This is a genomic window from Rhizobium oryzicola (assembly GCF_030504645.1).
GTDB lineage: Bacteria > Pseudomonadota > Alphaproteobacteria > Rhizobiales > Rhizobiaceae > Neorhizobium > Neorhizobium oryzicola.
Genome location: NZ_JAUKWQ010000004.1, coordinates 328,611 through 344,426 on the forward strand (window position 1 = coordinate 328,611; position 15,816 = coordinate 344,426).

16 protein-coding genes are annotated in these 15,816 nt (G+C 60.3%); 9 read left to right on the top strand and 7 right to left on the bottom strand.

The genetic code is table 11. The annotated features are described in order from the left end of the window. Positions 1-77 precede the first annotated feature (77 nt). The 6 genes from Q2T52_RS15010 to Q2T52_RS15035 all read right to left on the bottom strand — a co-directional run bounded on the left by Q2T52_RS15010 (position 78) and on the right by Q2T52_RS15035 (position 6,015). Positions 78-917: a DUF1206 domain-containing protein gene (locus Q2T52_RS15010; RefSeq protein WP_302077583.1), complete on the bottom strand. Its 840-nt coding sequence runs from the start codon at positions 915-917 to the stop codon at positions 78-80. Positions 918-1,408: 491 nt separating this feature from the next. Next, positions 1,409-2,590: an ABC transporter substrate-binding protein gene (locus Q2T52_RS15015; RefSeq protein WP_302077584.1), complete on the bottom strand. Its 1,182-nt coding sequence runs from the start codon at positions 2,588-2,590 to the stop codon at positions 1,409-1,411. Positions 2,591-2,632: 42 nt separating this feature from the next. Beyond that, positions 2,633-3,364 carry an ABC transporter ATP-binding protein gene (locus Q2T52_RS15020; protein WP_367187321.1) on the bottom strand — a complete coding sequence of 244 codons (732 nt, stop codon included), beginning with the start codon at positions 3,362-3,364 and terminating at the stop codon, positions 2,633-2,635. Further along, entirely contained in the window at positions 3,354-4,169 is an 816-nt protein-coding gene (locus tag Q2T52_RS15025) for an ABC transporter ATP-binding protein (RefSeq protein ID WP_302077585.1), read from the bottom strand. The genes Q2T52_RS15020 and Q2T52_RS15025 overlap by 11 nt, the downstream gene beginning before the upstream one ends. Continuing rightward, positions 4,166-5,095: a branched-chain amino acid ABC transporter permease gene (locus Q2T52_RS15030; RefSeq protein ID WP_302077586.1), complete on the bottom strand. Its 930-nt coding sequence runs from the start codon at positions 5,093-5,095 to the stop codon at positions 4,166-4,168. Before Q2T52_RS15030 ends, Q2T52_RS15025 begins: the two co-directional genes overlap by 4 nt. Positions 5,096-5,097: 2 nt before the next feature. Next, on the bottom strand, positions 5,098-6,015 hold the full coding sequence (locus Q2T52_RS15035) for a branched-chain amino acid ABC transporter permease (RefSeq protein ID WP_302077587.1): 918 nt from the start codon (positions 6,013-6,015) through the stop codon (positions 5,098-5,100). A 376-nt stretch (positions 6,016-6,391) separates the two neighbouring features. Between Q2T52_RS15035 and Q2T52_RS15040 the strand changes: the two genes are divergently transcribed. From Q2T52_RS15040 to Q2T52_RS15070, 7 genes are read left to right on the top strand one after another with little or no spacing between them, the layout of a single operon-like run. Further along, positions 6,392-7,597 (top strand): FAD-dependent oxidoreductase, encoded by a 1,206-nt coding sequence (locus tag Q2T52_RS15040; protein ID WP_302077588.1) that lies wholly within the window; start codon positions 6,392-6,394, stop codon positions 7,595-7,597. Between the two features lie 29 nt (positions 7,598-7,626). Further along, positions 7,627-8,373, top strand: coding sequence for a maleate cis-trans isomerase family protein (locus tag Q2T52_RS15045; protein ID WP_302077589.1), 747 nt, complete (start codon positions 7,627-7,629; stop codon positions 8,371-8,373). A gap of 17 nt (positions 8,374-8,390) precedes the next feature. Beyond that, positions 8,391-9,305 carry a polysaccharide deacetylase family protein gene (locus Q2T52_RS15050; protein ID WP_302077590.1) on the top strand — a complete coding sequence of 305 codons (915 nt, stop codon included), beginning with the start codon at positions 8,391-8,393 and terminating at the stop codon, positions 9,303-9,305. After that, the gene (locus Q2T52_RS15055; protein WP_302077591.1) at positions 9,302-10,021 is read left to right on the top strand and encodes a GntR family transcriptional regulator; all 720 of its coding nucleotides are present in this window, start codon (positions 9,302-9,304) and stop codon (positions 10,019-10,021) included. The genes Q2T52_RS15050 and Q2T52_RS15055 overlap by 4 nt, the downstream gene beginning before the upstream one ends. Before the next feature lie 32 nt (positions 10,022-10,053). After that, positions 10,054-11,571: an aldehyde dehydrogenase gene (locus tag Q2T52_RS15060; protein ID WP_302077592.1), complete on the top strand. Its 1,518-nt coding sequence runs from the start codon at positions 10,054-10,056 to the stop codon at positions 11,569-11,571. Further along, positions 11,568-12,407, top strand: a complete 840-nt coding sequence (locus Q2T52_RS15065; RefSeq protein WP_302077593.1) for an SDR family NAD(P)-dependent oxidoreductase — start codon at positions 11,568-11,570, stop codon at positions 12,405-12,407. Before Q2T52_RS15060 ends, Q2T52_RS15065 begins: the two co-directional genes overlap by 4 nt. Before the next feature lie 9 nt (positions 12,408-12,416). Next, positions 12,417-13,289 (top strand): MBL fold metallo-hydrolase, encoded by an 873-nt coding sequence (locus tag Q2T52_RS15070; RefSeq protein WP_302077594.1) that lies wholly within the window; start codon positions 12,417-12,419, stop codon positions 13,287-13,289. Positions 13,290-13,300: 11 nt separating this feature from the next. Here Q2T52_RS15070 and Q2T52_RS15075 read toward each other — a convergent pair whose 3' ends face one another. After that, positions 13,301-14,077, bottom strand: coding sequence for a GntR family transcriptional regulator (locus Q2T52_RS15075; protein ID WP_302077596.1), 777 nt, complete (start codon positions 14,075-14,077; stop codon positions 13,301-13,303). A gap of 108 nt (positions 14,078-14,185) precedes the next feature. On the opposite strand from Q2T52_RS15075, the gene Q2T52_RS15080 reads away from it, so the two are divergent. Next, positions 14,186-14,932 carry a maleate cis-trans isomerase family protein gene (locus tag Q2T52_RS15080; protein ID WP_302077597.1) on the top strand — a complete coding sequence of 249 codons (747 nt, stop codon included), beginning with the start codon at positions 14,186-14,188 and terminating at the stop codon, positions 14,930-14,932. Positions 14,933-14,946: 14 nt separating this feature from the next. Further along, complete coding sequence (locus tag Q2T52_RS15085; protein WP_302077598.1) at positions 14,947-15,807, top strand: isocitrate lyase/PEP mutase family protein; 861 nt, start codon at positions 14,947-14,949, stop codon at positions 15,805-15,807. Positions 15,808-15,816: the final 9 nt, after the last annotated feature.

A 15,816-nucleotide genomic window follows, 5' to 3' on the forward strand; every position in this document is an offset into this window, starting at 1 on the left:
GGCGGTACCAGGACGATTGATGGGGGGCGCATCGAAACGGTGAGCGCTCCAGGGCCATTTGCTACGCGCTTTCCGCCTTAGTGAGGTTTGCCTTGAAGGGGAAGGACTGAGCGCTTGATTGCTGAGGGATGAATGACAAGGGGCCCACGCACGACCCGATAACGCGCTTCGACGAGATTGTAGATCCCAAACGCCGCCAATCCGACAGCAACGAGAACGTATAGGACAGCGCCGAACGGTAACTGTCTCAGCGACGACAAGGCATCCGAGATACTTCCTGCCTGGTCAGGATCAACCGTGAAACCTGCATAGGCAAAGAGCAAGCCGGTGATAGCAAAGACGAAGCCTCGCGCGAGCAGCCCGTAGATGCAGACCATGCTAAGAACACGTCTGGAGTCCGGAAGGTTCAAATACCTCTCAAAACGTCGAGTGACTCCCTTTGCGGATGTCACGATGCCGCCGATGATGAAGCCCGCGCCGATCGCCATGGCAATGTAGGATCCGAATGGCTGGGACATGACCCATTGCGCCAGGCCCTTCTCTCCGGAGCCGCCGTCCCCCCGTATACCGGAAAAAGCCTGGCTTAGGGCATAGCCGGCAAGAGACATGTAAGTAATGGCGCTTCCAAACATAGCCATCCGGATGACAATGGCCTTCCTGTCCTTTCCGTGACCATCGCTGTCGGCCAAGGCTTGCGCAAAACGCCAGGCTACGAAACCGAGGAGGCCAAGGCCGATAAGCCCGACCCATACCCGCCCAAACGGTTGCTCGAGCAATTGCGATACGGCCGATTTTGTATCTGCGTTGCCCCCGGCCACGCCAGAAAGGAGGGCGAGGCCGGCCACCAGCAGGAATACAACGCCGCGCGCGAGATAACCGGACCTGGCCAGAAGTTCGAATTTGGGGCGTTTCGGCATCATAGGCTCCTCAGCAAGGCTACAAGGACCGAGAACGCCTTTCGCGCCAAAAGGTTGTCACCAATCTTTCTGATGGCGCGGGCAAGCCTGAGGAGTTCCAAAGTTAATGCGTCCATCCTGATGGATCAGTCGCTACTGGTTCTCCGGCGCGCCGGCTCGACGCCTGCGTTCAAGGCGAGAAGATTATCCGGAAGGCAAGTTAATCTATGTGACCGATGATGCTGATTTCTCGCCAGAGGTGGGGATACATCACACGATATAGCCGACTTTGAGCCGTTTCATACTTGCGGGCCTAACTTTCTGCTTCTTCGGACATACGTGCTGCATCAACAGATGAAGCTCGAATACCCCAAAAAAGGGCCTCATCGATAATCAATCGGTGAGGCCTCATGGCAGATGTCGCAGCTGAGACGAAAGGGCGATTGGCTGTTTGATCGTTTCCACGTCACTCAGCAATGATCGGCATGTCCTCTGTGCCGCGTAAGAATACATTACTTGCAGGGATCGGCGGGAACCTCGGCGAACTCGGTCCATTTGCCGCCCTTGATCTCGATGATATAGCCCGGCAATTCGGCATCGTGACCGGCAAAGCAGATGTCTTTGCCAACGATCCCGGTGAAGGTCACGCCGGTCATCGCCTTGTTGATCGCTTCGCGCTCTTCGGCAAGCTTGGCGGGATTGCCCGTCACCTTGGTCTTTTCCATCAACTGTTTCATCAGGAACAGCGAATCATAGGTCTGGGCATCGGAATGGTGGGCGCCGAGCTTGTGAATGCCGCGCTTTTCGGCTTCGGCGACGAAGAGATCGTTGAACTTCTTGGCGCGTTCGCTGGAGGCTTCGGAGAAGCTGGACACCACCATGGTGCCTTCGCCTTCAGGACCGAACAGCTCGACGATATTGGGATCGGCAAAGATCTGCGAACCGATGATACGCCCCTTGTATCCCTGTCGGCGCAGTTCCTTGACGACCTTGGAGGCGGAAGGCGGTGTGCCGGCAATGGCAACCAGATCGGGATTGGCCTGGATGATCTGTGCAGCCTGGGCAGACATGTCGAAGCTCTTGTACTGCACGGCAATCGGCTCACCGAATTTGATGCCGTATTTGGTCAGCAGGCTCGGATAGAGCTTGGTGCCGGCCGCATTCGATACGGCTTCGTCCGAGATATAGACGATGGCAGCGGTATCGGACTTGATGCCCTTCTCCTTGATCGTCTTCAGCAGGCGACCGAACTGCTTTTCCTCATCCTCGGAAAGGCGCCAGGCATAGGTCTTGCCGTCCGTCAGGCCCGGTGTCGAGGCGGTGTTCGGGATCATCAGCACCTTGCCGCGCTCGGCATCATTGAAGGCGACGGCCGATTCCGCCGACGAGAACGGGCCGAGAATGGCGAGGACGCCATCATCCTGGATGAGCTTGCGCGCACCAACCGCTGCCTGCTTGGGATCGGATGCCGTTTCATAACGCACCAGCTCGACCTTCTTGCCGTTGATGCCACCGGAGGCATTGATTTCCGCCACCGCAATGTCGGCAGCAACGACGGCCGGTTCGGCGATGCTCTTCAGCACACCGGAGGTGACGATCAGATTGCCGATCTTGATGGTGTCTTCCGCCTTTGCAGACCCGGCGATCAGGACGGCAAGGGCGATGCTGGAAATCAAGCTGGACCTTATTTTCATGATGCTCTCCTTGAGGCGACAGATGACGCCGGAATGTTGGTGTTAGGCAGTCTGGGAGGTCTTGGCATGCCCGCCGCCGAGATAGGCTTCGGCAAGCGCGCTGTTTTGCGAAAGGTCGGTGGATGTGCCGCTCAAGACGACGGAACCGAGTTCAAGCACGTAGCCGCGGGCCGCGACTTCCAGCGCCATGCCGGTATTCTGTTCCACCAGCAGGATGGTGATGCCATCGCGGTTGAGCTGCGTGATCAGTTCGAAGAGGTTGTTGACGAAGAGCGGCGAGAGGCCGAGCGACGGTTCATCGAGCATCACGAGGCGCGGCCTGCTGACCAGGGCACGACCGATGGCCAGCATCTGTTGCTCGCCGCCGGACAGCGTGCTCGCTTTCATGTCGCGGCGATTGGCAAGATTGGGAAACCGCTCATAGACCTCTTTGAGGTCGCGCACCCAGTCGCCATCCTGCCGCAAATAGGCACCCATCAGCAGGTTCTCGTGGACCGTCATGCTGACAAAGATCTGTCGTCCTTCCGGAACCAGCATCATGCCGCGGCGGACACGGTCTGCGGGCGACATATGGGTAATGTCCTCGCCTGCGAAGCGGATCTTGCCACCGGCCGGTTTGACGGCGCCCTGCAGCGCGCGCAGAAGCGATGTCTTGCCGGCACCATTGGCGCCGAGCACGGTGACGATCTCGCCTTCTTTGATGTCTAGATTGGCGGATTTCACCGCATGGGTGCGGGCATAACGGACATCAAGATCACGGATTTCAAGCAACATGGTGCGCCCCTTTCTGATCACTGGCGCCCGAGGCGGTTTTCGAATGGCGGGGGCCGAGATAGGCTTCCAGAACGAGAGGATTGTCCTGCACGGTGGCCGTCGGGCCGTCGTAGATCTTGGCGCCGAAGTTGAGCACCACCGCATCGTCACAGAGCTTGCGCACCAGCCCCATGTCGTGCTCGACGACGAGCAGCGTCACGCCCGTCAGCGCGATACGCTTGAGGAAATCGGTGAGGCCTTCGGTTTCGGCGGCGTTGAGGCCCGCGGCCGGCTCGTCCAGCAGAAGCAGCTTTGGCTTCGCGGCAAGCGCCCGCACCACCTCGATCTTCTTGCGCACGCCATAGGGCAGGGTGGCGACAACGTCTCCCGCATAGGTGTCAATGCCCATGGCATCGAGAAGCTCTTCCGCCTCGCGCTGCCAGCGCCGGAAACCGGGAAGGGCGATCGGCTTCACCATGTCGAGAAGCCCGCCCGCATGGGGTTGTTGCGCCAGCATGATGTTTTCGATGACCGACAGGTGCGGCATCAGCCGGATGTTCTGGAAGCTGCGCGACAGGCCGAGGCCGACGCGCTTGCGGGACGGCAGTTGCTGGATCGGCACGCCATCCAGCACGATCTGGCCTTCATCCGGCCGGTAGAAGCCCGAGATGAGGTTGAAGATCGTCGTCTTGCCGGCGCCGTTCGGGCCGATCAGCGCCATGCGTGCGCCCTTGGCCACCTCGAAGCTCACATCGGTGATGACGCTCAGGCCGCCGAAGCGCTTGGATACATTCTGCAGGGATAGGAGAGGAGCTGCGGTGGTCATGCGACGGCTCCCTTTCGACGCGCACCTTGGCCTCTCAGCGCTCCCTTCAGCCTTTCGATGAAGGTCCGTGTCACCAGCCCCTCCGGGCGGAAGATCATCATCAGGACGGTCAGAAGCCCGAGAATGATGAAGCGCCAGCTTTCATCCGGCGGCGCAATCGCGCCCGTCTGGCCGAAGATGCCGGCAAGGAATGCCTTCACCTGCGGCAGTACGGAGCGCAGCACTTCGGGCAACAGCGTAAAGAAGGTGGCGCCGAGGATGGGGCCGAAGGCGGTCTGCGTGCCGCCGAGCAGCACATAGAGCAGCACGTAGATCGATATCGTCGCATTGAAGGTGCTGATGTCGACGAAGCTGAAGGCGAGCGCATAGAGCGCACCCGAGAGCCCGGCCAGCGCACCCCCCAGGGCAAATGCGACGACCCGGATAGCCCGCACATTGGCGCCAAGCAGATCGGTGACGACATCGTCGTCATGGGCAGCGCGCATGACAAGGCCGAAGCGCGTCGCCATCAGATAGAAGACGAACAGCGTGACACAGGCGGCAGCAATCATCGGCACATTGGCCCCGACATAATCAGGCACCGACAGGCCCATCGCACCGCCGAGTGCTGTGGTATTCAAGATCGCTCCGGCGATCACCTCAGCCAGCGCAAAGGTGGCGAGTACCAGATAGACACCCTTCGTGCGCAGCAGCGGGAAGGCGAGCACGCCGCCAACAAGACCGCCGACCAGCATGGCGGCCGGGATCGTTGCCCAACTTGGCGTACCATATTTCGCTGACAGGAATGCCGTCGCATAGGCACCAAGTGCCTGGAAACCGGCGCCGCCCAAATTGAGCTGGCCAGCGGCAGCCGGTAGGAAGATGGCGTAGGCCATGATGATGTTGATGGAGAGGACGGTCAGGATTCCCGTCATATAGCCGGACATGATCAGAGCTTTCCCTTGCCGATGGAGTTGTGGCCGAGCAGGCCCTGGGGTCGGAAGAACAGCATCACCAGCAGCAGGCCCCAGACGACCACCTGCACTGTGTCTGCTCCGAAGAGATGGATCGTCAGCATTTCGGCGACGCCGATGATGAGACCGCCGATGACCGCGCCCCAGATGGAGCCGAGGCCGCCGATCACCATGCCGGCGATCGCTTTCGAGCCGATGTCCTCGCCCATCTGCGGCGAGACTTCACCGTAATTCATGGCGAACAGGATGCCTGCCAATCCACACAGAAGGCCGGTCAGCATGAAGATGACGGGAACCAGCTTATTGGCTTCGACGCCAAGCAGATTGGCCGCGTCCGGATTTTCGGCTACCGCGCGCAGCCCGCGTCCAATCCGGCTATGATTGAGCGCCCGGTTGACGGCAAACACAATCCCGATCGAGATCATCAGGCTTGCGAGCTGCGGCACGCGGATCATCAACCCCGCGATATCGAAAGTGAAATCCGCCTCCAGCGCCGTAAAGCGCTGCGGATCGGTGCCGTAGGCGATGCGAACCAGATTTTCGATGATCAGCAGGAAGCCGAGCGAACTGACGAGCGGGATCGCGTGTTCGGTGGAATCGCCATACTTCATTTTGAGGTAGCGAAATGTAAAGCGCTCGACGATCAGTGAAGCGGCAATTGTCGTGACAATTGCGATGATCGGCGCGATGACAACAGGGATTAGCGGCGCCCCGATGATCGGCACGCCCTTCGCTGTCAGCGCCCATGCGCCCATGCCCGCAAGCATGAACAGCGTCGGGATGGTGAAGTTGAGGAAATTCAGCACGCCGATCGTCAGTGTGAAAGCGACGGCCATCGTCACATACACACTGCCAAGCATCACGCCGTTGATTATCTGCTGGATCAGCAACATCGGCTCTCTCCGGTTGAATTGGATACATTCGCCGCCGTCAGCCTGCATAATTGGATACAAATCTGATCAGCAAGCGGCGTTGGGTAAACCATTCGTCAGTCCGGACGAGGCAGGCGTGCATGCGCCCTGCATTTCCTTTCAAGAGTTGTATAAAGCACTGTCGTTCCCACTTATCATTTGTTTTTGCATTGCTTTTGTCGATTTCGGCGAGCATTTGGAACAAGTTTTGGGCAATTGCCTCTTGTTCGTCTCGCGTTCGCCAAAAAAATAATCACGACAAATTCCAAAAATATGTCTTTAAATGTCGTGACATTTTGTACACAATGAGTTAGGCCTTGATCGTTGTCAAGGGAACAATTGGTGAGAGTGTTCAATAATGAGGCCCATAAAAGAGCGTGTTCTTGTGGTCGGTGCTGGCCCTGTCGGTCTGGTCGCTGCCTGTTGCCTGGCCAAGGAAGGCATCCCGGTTACCATTGTCGAGACAAGTCCCGACCTGCCGCGCGACCTGCGCGCGTCGACATTCCATCCGCCGACCCTTGATATGCTGGATCGCTTCGGCGTCAGCGAGAAACTGGTCGAACGCGGGCTTGTATGCCCGACCTGGCAGTTTCGCGATCGCAAGGAAGGCGTCATTGCCACCTTCGATCTGGGCGTTCTCAAGGGGGAGACCAATCATCCCTACCGCCTGCAATGCGAGCAGTGGAAATTGTCCGAGGAGATGCGACGCATCATCGATGCCGACGACCTGATCGAACTCGTCTATGGCGCAAGGGCTGTCGATGTCTCTCAGGATGATGACAGCGTTACGTTGACGGTCGAGGATGCCGACGGCGTGCGCTCGGAATTGACCGCACGCTATCTGATCGCCGCTGATGGTGCCCGCAGCGTGATCCGCAAATCGCTCGACATCGCTTTTGACGGCCTGACCATTCCGGAAATCTTCCTGTCGATGTCGACGCCCTTCCGCTTCGACGAGGCGATCAGCGATCTGGCGCCTATCGCCTATTTGACGGACCCTTCCGAATGGGCGGTGCTCTTGCGCACGCCCTCGCTGTGGCGGGTGCTGCTTCCGACCGATCCGAACCAGACCGACGAGCAGATCAAGGATCCTGCCGTGATGGAAAGCCGCCTGCAGGCGCTTTGCCCGAAGGCGGGGCCCTATGAGATCAGCCATGCGACCGCCTATCGCGTGCACCAGCGCGTCGCGGCGACCTATGTGGCAGGCCGCATTTTCCTGGCCGGTGATGCAGCCCATCTCAACAATCCACTCGGCGGCATGGGCATGAATGGCGGCATTCATGATGCCGTGAACCTTTGCGAAAAGCTCGCTCAGGTGTGGAATGGCAGCGCGCCGATCGAACTCATCGACCGCTACAACCGCCAGCGCCGCAAGGTTGCGATCGAGACGGTGCAGGAGCAATCGCTGCGCAACCGTCGAATGATGGCGGAGAATGATCCGGCGGCGCGTGCCGCCTATCATGACGAACTGCGCCGCGTGGTCGAAAACCCCGCGACCCATAAAACCTATCTGATGCGCTCTTCGATGATCCAGTCGCTTCGGGACCTTGAGCAGGTCGCCTGAGCTTTTCTCTTTCTGATAAAGGATTTTCCATGGTCGACAGTCTCGGCTACCGCCACAAGTTCGGCGTCATTGCTCCCTCCACCAACACCTCGGTCCAGCCGGAATTCGACCGGATGAGCCCGGTCGGCGTGACCAATCATTTTTCGCGCATCACGATCCCTGACGATCCGGTCCATAGCGACGAGGATTTTCTGAAGCTCATCGACAATATCCGCGCGGCGATCATGCAGTCGATCGATTCCGTCATGACCTGCAGACCTGACCATCTTGTCATGGGCATGTCGGCCGAAACCTTCTGGGACGGGCTGGATGGCTCGGTCCAGCTGCAGAAGCGCGTCGAAGAGCGCGCCGGCGTGAAGGTCACCATGGGTTCCGATGCCTGCCAGGCAGCACTGTCGAAGTATGGTGAAATCAAACGCATCGGCGTCGTCACGCCCTATATGCCTGTTGGTGACAAGCAGGTGACCAAGTTCTTCTCCGATTGCGGCTACGAGGTGGTGCATCTGAAGGGCCTGAAGTGCCAGAGCCCGATGCTGATCGCCCATGTCAGCGAACAGGAACTGCGCGACAGTATCAACGAGGTCAATGATTCGAGCGTCGAGGCGATTGTCCAGGTCGGCACCAACCTCGCCATGGCCCGCGTTGCCGGTATCGCCGAATTCTGGCTCGACAAGCCTGTCATCGCCATCAACACCGCAACCTATTGGTATGCGTTGCGCCAGAACGGCATCGAAGACAAGGTGCAGGGCTTCGGCTCGCTCCTGTCGCATTACTGAGACCGGAGGGTTTTCCCATGCAGTATGATTTCGTGCCGATCAGCGAACGCCAGCCGCTTAAATGGCCGAACGGCAAGCGCCTGGCCGTGATCCTCACCACCAATTTTGAATATTGGGATGCGGTGCGCGATACGCCGAAGCCCTATTATCCGGGTGGTCCGAGCATCGTCGGCGGCGATCTGCCGGGCAATGTCTATGACAATGCCAACTACACCTGGCGCGAATACGGCCAGCGTGTGGGCGTCTGGCGCATGTTCGATATCTTCGATGCCGAGGGCGTGCCCTCCAGCTGCACCATCAATGCCAAGATGGCGCTGGAACGGCCGCAGGTCGTGCAAGCCGCTCTCGGCCGCAACTGGGAAATCGTTGCGCATAACTACGTGCAGTCCGAGCTTCTCACCGACAACATGTTCGATGAGGCGGCCGAGCGCGAGGTGATCCGCGCGACCCTCAAGGTCTACGAGGAGTTCTGCGGCAAGAAGGCCAAGGGCTGGCTGTCCAGCTCGCTGCGCTCGACCCTCAACACCGTCGATATCCTGGCGGAGGAGGGGCTGACCTATATCTGCGACCTGCTCAACGACGACCAGCCCTATCTGGTGAAGACGCGCAGCGGTAAGCCGATGGTCTCGGTGTCCTACACCTCAGAGGTCAACGACTTCTCCTTCCTGCGCCAGGGGCTCGGTGCCGAAGGCGGTCTGCAGATGTTCAAGGAACAGTTCGACTGGCTCTATGCGGAAAGTGCAACCACCGGCAAGTTCATGAATGTCGGTCTGCATCCGCATGTCATCGGCCAGCCCTACCGCATCCGGGCGCTGCGTGACTTCATCCGTTACGCCAAGCAGTTCGACGACGTGTGGTTTGCCACCCGTGAGGAGATTGCTGACTGGTACCTGGCAAACCACCAGCACCATATTCCGGAGAAGGCGGTATGAGGGACGTTCGGGAGGAGGATTTCGAACAGCCGTCGCCGGCCACGGCGACGGATCTTGCGGACGATGACGGTCAACGGCCAGTGGAAAAGGCTTACGATGGCATTCGCCGGGCGATCCTGCGTGGGATCCTGAAACCCGGCGACCACCTGACTGAGGAAATGCTGGCAACAATGACCGGCACCAGTCGCACGCCGGTGCGCGAGGCACTGCGCCGCCTGGTGGCTGAGGGGTTGGCCACGGTGCAGAACCGCCACCGGTTCGTGACGGAGTTTTCCTATGAGGAAGTCTCCATCATCTTCGACATGCGTGCCCGCATGGAAGGCTATGCTGCCGCCATAGCTGCGGAGAAGATCACCGCAGATGAGCTCGCCCAGCTGCAGCGCATTATCGATGAGACGGCTGAGATCGAACAGGACAAGAGCGACGAGGTGATCGATCGCTTCATGAGCCTCAACGATGCCTTCCATACAATCATCGTTGAGGCGACACGTTCGGCGCATCTGAAGCAGTTGACGGCGCCAGCCGTGGTGCTGCCGCTCATCCTGCTTAAGCAATACGTCATCGAGCAGCGTGTCGATGTCGTCCGTTCCAACCGACAGCATCGCGACATCTTGGCGGCGCTTCAGCTGCGCAACAGCGAATGGGCGAGTGCGGCCATGACCGGCCACATCCTGTCCACCAAGCCCCGGCCGCGCGATGCCGCCCGAAAGTCTTGAAACGACAGGTATTTAAAGAAGGTGCCAATCCGATGATCCATGCGAGAGCTGAAGTCCGCGAAAGCCTGCGGTGTATTCAAGGCCATGTCGGCGGAGGTTTTGTCGGCAGTTCCGCCGGCGAGGAGATTCCGGTCATCGATCCCGCAAGCGAGGAGCAGGTGGCGGTTCTGATCGAATCGAGCCCCGATGAGGTCGACCGTGCTGTGGTCGCCGCCCGCCGCGCCTTCGATCACGGTCCCTGGCGGCGCACCACGGTGGCCGAGCGCCAGAATGCGCTGATGTCCATCCATGATGCGATTCTGGAAAATGCGGAAGAACTGGCTGTTCTCGAAAGCATCAATACCGGCATTCCGCTCAGCCAGACCCGCATGATCCATGTGCCGCGGGCTGCCTATAACTTCCGGTTCTTCGCGGAATATATCAACCAGTCTGGCGGCGATGTCTTTACCCAGGAGCCCGGTTTGCTAAGCCTTGTCACCTATGAGCCGATCGGCGTCTGTGCGCTGATCGGGCCGTGGAACATGCCGCTTGGTCTGACCGCCATGAAGATCGCCGGCGCGCTTGCCTTCGGCAACGCTTGCGTCGTCAAGCCGTCCGAGATGACGCCGCTGACGGTGACGCGCCTGTTCGAGCTGGTGGCGCATCTGTTGCCCGAGGGCGTGCTGAACATGGTCAACGGCCGGGGAGGGGTGACCGGCAATGCGCTCGTTTCGCATCCGGGCATCGACATGGTGTCCTTTACCGGTGGCACCGCCACCGGCACGGCAATCCTCTCCTCGCTCGCCAAGGGCATCAAAGGTGCCGCGATGGAGCTTGGTGGCAAGTCCGCCAACATCATCTTTGCCGACGCGGATTTCGAGCAGGCGCTGGATGGCGCTCTGCTGAGTTCCTTCATGAACAACGGTCAGATGTGTCTGGCGGGCAGCCGGATCTTTGTCGATCGTCGGATTTCGGATCGATTCATTGATGCCTTCACGCAGCGAGTGAAAGCGATGCGGATCGGCGATCCGCTGGCGGTCGGCACTGAAATCGGCCCGATGATCAACCACGCTCAGCGGGAGCGCATGTCGCGCTATGCGGAAGCGGGGCTGAAGGAGGGCGCAAGCCTGCTGGCGGGTGGTCATCGGGCGAGCGCTTTCAACACCGGCTATTACTTCGAGCCGACGGCGATGCTGGCACCCGGCAATGATCTGGCGATCTGCCAGGAGGAGATCTTTGGTCCCTTTGCCACGCTGCAGGTGTTCGAAGACGAGGATGAAGTCATCGAGCGTGCAAACGACAGCGATTTCGGCCTGGTCGGTTATGTCTGGACGCAGGATCTTGAGCGTTCGATGCGCACCTCCTCCGGCCTTCGTACTGGTACGGTTCTCGTCAACACACCGATCGTGCGGGACCTACGTACCGGCTTTGGCGGCTACAAGCAGTCTGGTCTCGGTCGTGAAGGTGCCAAGGGATCGCAGGCGATGTTCACCGAAATGAAGACGACGATCATCGCGCGCGAACCACGCCACATCCCACGTATGGGCCTGACCCCGGAGACGGTGGCATGAGCAGCGTATCCTATCCATCGCTCGCCGGCCGTCCGGTTCTCGTCACCGGCGGATCGCGCGGGCTTGGCCGCGAAATGGTTTTGGCGCTCATAGAAGCCGGTGCGTCAGTGGCCGTTGTCGGTTCCAAGCCAGGGGCAGCGCTCACGGAGACGGTGGATGAGGCGAACCGCAAAGGTCCCGGCAAGGCGATCGCAGTGGTCGCTGACGTCGCCGATTACGCACAGTGCGAGGCCGCGGTGCTCGCCGCTGTTGATGCCTTCGGGCGTCTGGATGTGCTGATCAACAATGCCGGTCTTGGCATGCGGCTGATCAGCGAGAGCTTCAACACCGAGCCCAGCCGGTTCTGGGAGGCGGACCCCGAAGCGTGGCGCGCCATCATCGACACCAATGTCAACGGCGCGTTCAATATGGCGCGGGCCGCGGTTCCGAAGATGCTTGCAAACGGCTTCGGCAAGGTCATCAACATCTCGACCAGCGACCAGACCATGGTGCGCCGAGGCTACTCGCCCTACGGCCCAAGCAAGGCGGCGCTTGAGGCCGCATCCCGTGTCTGGGCGCAGGATCTTGCAGGCAGGGGCGTTGACGTGAATGTCTACCTGCCGGGGGGCGCTGCCGATACTGATCTTCTGCCGCCAAGCGTGGACAAGAAGGGCGCTGACGGCAACCTTTTGCCGGCATCGATCATGCGCCGGGCGATCCTCTGGCTCTGTGCCGACCAGTCGAAAGGTCAAACCGGTGGACGCTATATTGCGCGGCTCTGGGATGAAGCGCTGCCGATTGAGGCTGCCGCTGCCGCGGCACGCTCGCCCTCCGTGTCCAAGCCCGTGATCATGTGAGGGGATGTGATGAAGATCGGCAACGCCACTCTCGACACCGTCGTGGATATCGATCCTTTCGCGCTGCCGATCGATCTGCTGTTTCCCGGCAAGACGGTCGAGATGCTGGCCGATCATCGCTCGTGGCTGGAACCGAGCCATGTGGAATTTGCAGCAGGCACTATTCTGCTCGGCGTGCAAAGCCATGTGCTGAGGGTAGGCGGTCGCATCGTGCTGATCGATACCTGCGTTGGCGAGCACAGGCCACGGCCGCGTCGCGCCGACTGGCATCAGCGGCTGGCCTCCGGTTATCTCGAGCGGCTGGGCGCACTTGGCATACGCCCGGAAGACGTTGATTTTGTTCTCTGCACCCATCTGCATGCCGATCATGTCGGCTGGAACACCATGCTTGCCGATGGCCGCTGGGTGCCGACCTTCCCGAATGCCCGCTATCTGATCGGGCGCGCAGAATATGAGCACTGGCAGGCGAGTGAGGCTGAGCAGCCCGGCAGCCACAATCACGGCGCCTTTGCCGATAGCGTAGCGCCGCTTGTCGAGGCGGACCGAGTGGATCTGGTCGAGGACGGATTCTCGCTCTTTGAAGGCGTGACTCTGCAGCCTTTGCCCGGCCACAGTCCAGGCCAGCTTGGGCTCTGCCTCTGTCACCGGTCGGAGAAGGTGCTGTTTTGCGCCGACGCTGTCCATTCCCCTGTTCAGGTGCCGCATCCCAACTGGGCAAGCCGCTTCTGCGCCGACCCGCAGCAGGCGATCGCCACGCGCATCGCTGTGTTTGAGGATTCAGCCGCCAATGGCACGGTTCTGGTCCCCGCACATCTGCGCCACAGCAGTGGCCTGCGCGTGTTGCGGGCAGGTGCCGTATTTACCCCGGAGTTCCTGCCGTGATGGCGCGCGTGTCATTCATTGCCGGTCTGCCGGTCGCGATGGATATGCATCACATAGGCCATCTGGTCGGCCGGATGCCAGTTGAACGAGGCGATCAGCACGCCCGCCTCGGTGACATAGCGGCGCAGCAATTGCAGCGACCAGCTGTCCGGACGAAGGCCGAGCTGGCGAATGAAATCCGCGGGCATCGGCACGGCACGGATTTCCTGCACCGCCTCCTCGATCGGCCCGTCGGCATGGCGCTCCAGAAGTTCGAAGAAAGGCCCCTGATAGCCTGGAAACTGTTGCACCACCGCTTCGAAGCGTTTCGGCACATAGCTTTGCACGTAGCAGAGCGGCTTGCCGCCCGGCTCCGTCCAGCGCACACCGTTGACCCGCATCCATTCCTCGCCCGGGAGGCCGCCGACCAGCTCGGCAATCTCGGAGGTCAGCGCAACGCTCTCGATGTCCAGCACGACGAAATAGGTCTCGACCGCGACCTGGAAAAGCTCTTCCAGCGAAGCGAACGACTGGTAGAAGGTGGAGCGCGACCTGTTGGAGATCACCCGCGTGCCAACGCCCTGCCGGCGTTCGACATAGCCGCGCTCGGTGAGATAACGCAGCGCTTCGCGGATCGTCGTGCGGCTGATGTTGAATTCCGCCGCCAGATCGAGTTCCGGCGGAATGAGACTGCCGATCGGGTAAATGCCGTCGATCAGCCGGTTCTCCAGGATCTTCTGGATTTGCGCATAGCGCGGCCCGCTGTCGGTCTTGCTCTCGGATCGCGCGTCCGTGCCGGAAGGTGTCATGCCAATCTCCAGAATTCCTGGGCCCCCAGATATCGCAAACTGCCGCCGGTTGACAGCGCCTGCACGCCTGCGGCGCAGTTCATCGCCAGCTTATGAAAGGAAATCCGCATGTCCACCCGGCATTCCTCGGTTTACAGCTTCCGTGCCAAGCTGGGGCTGATCACGCCGCCGACCAATACGGTCAATGAAGCGGAATGGATGCAGATGCTGCCATCAGGCGTGACCTTCCATACCCATCGCATGCGCCTGCATCCCGATAGCAGCAGCAAGGCGGGACGTGTCGGTCTGATGGCGGATCTGGATGCCGTCATCGCCATGCTCAAACCCGCCCGCGTCGATGCTATCGCCTATGCCTGCACGGCGGGATCGATGATGAACCCGGTCGAGGCCCTGCCGGACGCACTGACGGCGAAGAGTGGCGTGCCTGTGGTCACCACCTCGGCGGCCATCATCAGGGCTCTCAAGACGCTCGGTGTTGCCCGCCTTTCCGTCGCAACGCCCTATGCCGAGGCGCTCAATCACCATGAAACTGAATTTCTTCAGGAGAACGGTTTTGTGGTCGATCGGCTGATCGGCCTTGGCATCGGCGCCAAGGGCCCCGAAGAGTATATCCGCATCGCAGAAACACCGCTGCAGGCGGTCGCAGCGCATGTGCGCCAGGCCTTCGCGCCGGGCAGCGAGGCCATTCTGATCACCTGCACGGATTTTCCGGCACTGCCGCTCATTGCGCAATTGGAAGCGGAACTGGGCGTGCCTGTCGTCACCTCCAATCAGGCGACCTTCTGGGCCATGTTGCGGCGGGCAGGGATTGACGACCAACTGGACGGCTTTGGCCGCCTACTGAAAAACCATTGAAAAGGGAGGATGACATGGCCAATCCATCGTTGAAGACGTCGCTGCAGGCGGGAGATTTCATTCTTGCACCGGGCGTTTTCGATCTGATTTCGGCGCTAATTGCCGACAGAGCAGGGTTTCCGGCGCTATACGTGACCGGCTACGGCACGGTCGCGTCCTATCTCGGCCTGCCCGATGCGGGCATCGCGACCTATCGCGACATGATCGAGCGCATCGCGCAGATCGTCAAAATGACGAAGACGCCGGTGATTGCCGATGCCGATACCGGCTATGGCGGCCTTTTGAATGTGCGCCACACGGTGCGCGGCTACGAAGATGCCGGCGTTTCCGCCATCCAGATCGAGGATCAGGAGTTTCCGAAGAAATGCGGCCACACGCCCGGTCGGCGGGTGATCCGCATGGAGGACATGGTGCGCAAGATCGAGGTGGCCGTCGAAAGCCGCCGCAGCGACGATTTCCTGATCATTGCCCGCACCGATGCCCGCACCACGCTCGGCCTTGACGAGGCGATCCGCCGCGGCAAGGCCTATCACGCGGCCGGTGCCGATATCGTCTTCGTGGAATCGCCCGAGAGTGAGGATGAGATGCGCCGGATCGCCGAGAGCATCGACGCTCCGCTGTTTGCCAACATGGTCAATGGTGGGCGGACCCCGATCCTGCCGGCGGAAAAGCTGAAGGAGATCGGTTTCTCGGTCGCCATCCATCCGGCAATCGGCTTCCTGGCGGCGGGTGCTGCCCTGCAGAAGGCTTATGCGGATCTCAAGGACAACGGCATCACCTCGCCGGAGATCGATCTCTATTCATTTGCGGAATTCAACAAGTTGCTCGGCTTCGAGGATGTGTGGGACTTCGAACGCCGCTACGCGGAAATCTGAAGGAGCGGC

Excerpts from the sequence above, each read along its gene's own strand:
- Q2T52_RS15010 (WP_302077583.1), bottom strand. The coding sequence starts at position 917 with ATGCCGAAACGCCCCAAATTCGAACTTCTGGCCAGGTCCGGTTATCTC.
- Q2T52_RS15015 (WP_302077584.1), bottom strand. The coding sequence starts at position 2,590 with ATGAAAATAAGGTCCAGCTTGATTTCCAGCATCGCCCTTGCCGTCCTG.
- Q2T52_RS15020 (WP_367187321.1), bottom strand. The coding sequence starts at position 3,364 with ATGTTGCTTGAAATCCGTGATCTTGATGTCCGTTATGCCCGCACCCAT.
- Q2T52_RS15025 (WP_302077585.1), bottom strand. The coding sequence starts at position 4,169 with ATGACCACCGCAGCTCCTCTCCTATCCCTGCAGAATGTATCCAAGCGC.
- Q2T52_RS15030 (WP_302077586.1), bottom strand. The coding sequence starts at position 5,095 with ATGTCCGGCTATATGACGGGAATCCTGACCGTCCTCTCCATCAACATC.
- Q2T52_RS15035 (WP_302077587.1), bottom strand. The coding sequence starts at position 6,015 with ATGTTGCTGATCCAGCAGATAATCAACGGCGTGATGCTTGGCAGTGTG.
- Q2T52_RS15040 (WP_302077588.1), top strand. The coding sequence starts at position 6,392 with ATGAGGCCCATAAAAGAGCGTGTTCTTGTGGTCGGTGCTGGCCCTGTC.
- Q2T52_RS15045 (WP_302077589.1), top strand. The coding sequence starts at position 7,627 with ATGGTCGACAGTCTCGGCTACCGCCACAAGTTCGGCGTCATTGCTCCC.
- Q2T52_RS15050 (WP_302077590.1), top strand. The coding sequence starts at position 8,391 with ATGCAGTATGATTTCGTGCCGATCAGCGAACGCCAGCCGCTTAAATGG.
- Q2T52_RS15055 (WP_302077591.1), top strand. The coding sequence starts at position 9,302 with ATGAGGGACGTTCGGGAGGAGGATTTCGAACAGCCGTCGCCGGCCACG.
- Q2T52_RS15060 (WP_302077592.1), top strand. The coding sequence starts at position 10,054 with ATGATCCATGCGAGAGCTGAAGTCCGCGAAAGCCTGCGGTGTATTCAA.
- Q2T52_RS15065 (WP_302077593.1), top strand. The coding sequence starts at position 11,568 with ATGAGCAGCGTATCCTATCCATCGCTCGCCGGCCGTCCGGTTCTCGTC.
- Q2T52_RS15070 (WP_302077594.1), top strand. The coding sequence starts at position 12,417 with ATGAAGATCGGCAACGCCACTCTCGACACCGTCGTGGATATCGATCCT.
- Q2T52_RS15075 (WP_302077596.1), bottom strand. The coding sequence starts at position 14,077 with ATGACACCTTCCGGCACGGACGCGCGATCCGAGAGCAAGACCGACAGC.
- Q2T52_RS15080 (WP_302077597.1), top strand. The coding sequence starts at position 14,186 with ATGTCCACCCGGCATTCCTCGGTTTACAGCTTCCGTGCCAAGCTGGGG.
- Q2T52_RS15085 (WP_302077598.1), top strand. The coding sequence starts at position 14,947 with ATGGCCAATCCATCGTTGAAGACGTCGCTGCAGGCGGGAGATTTCATT.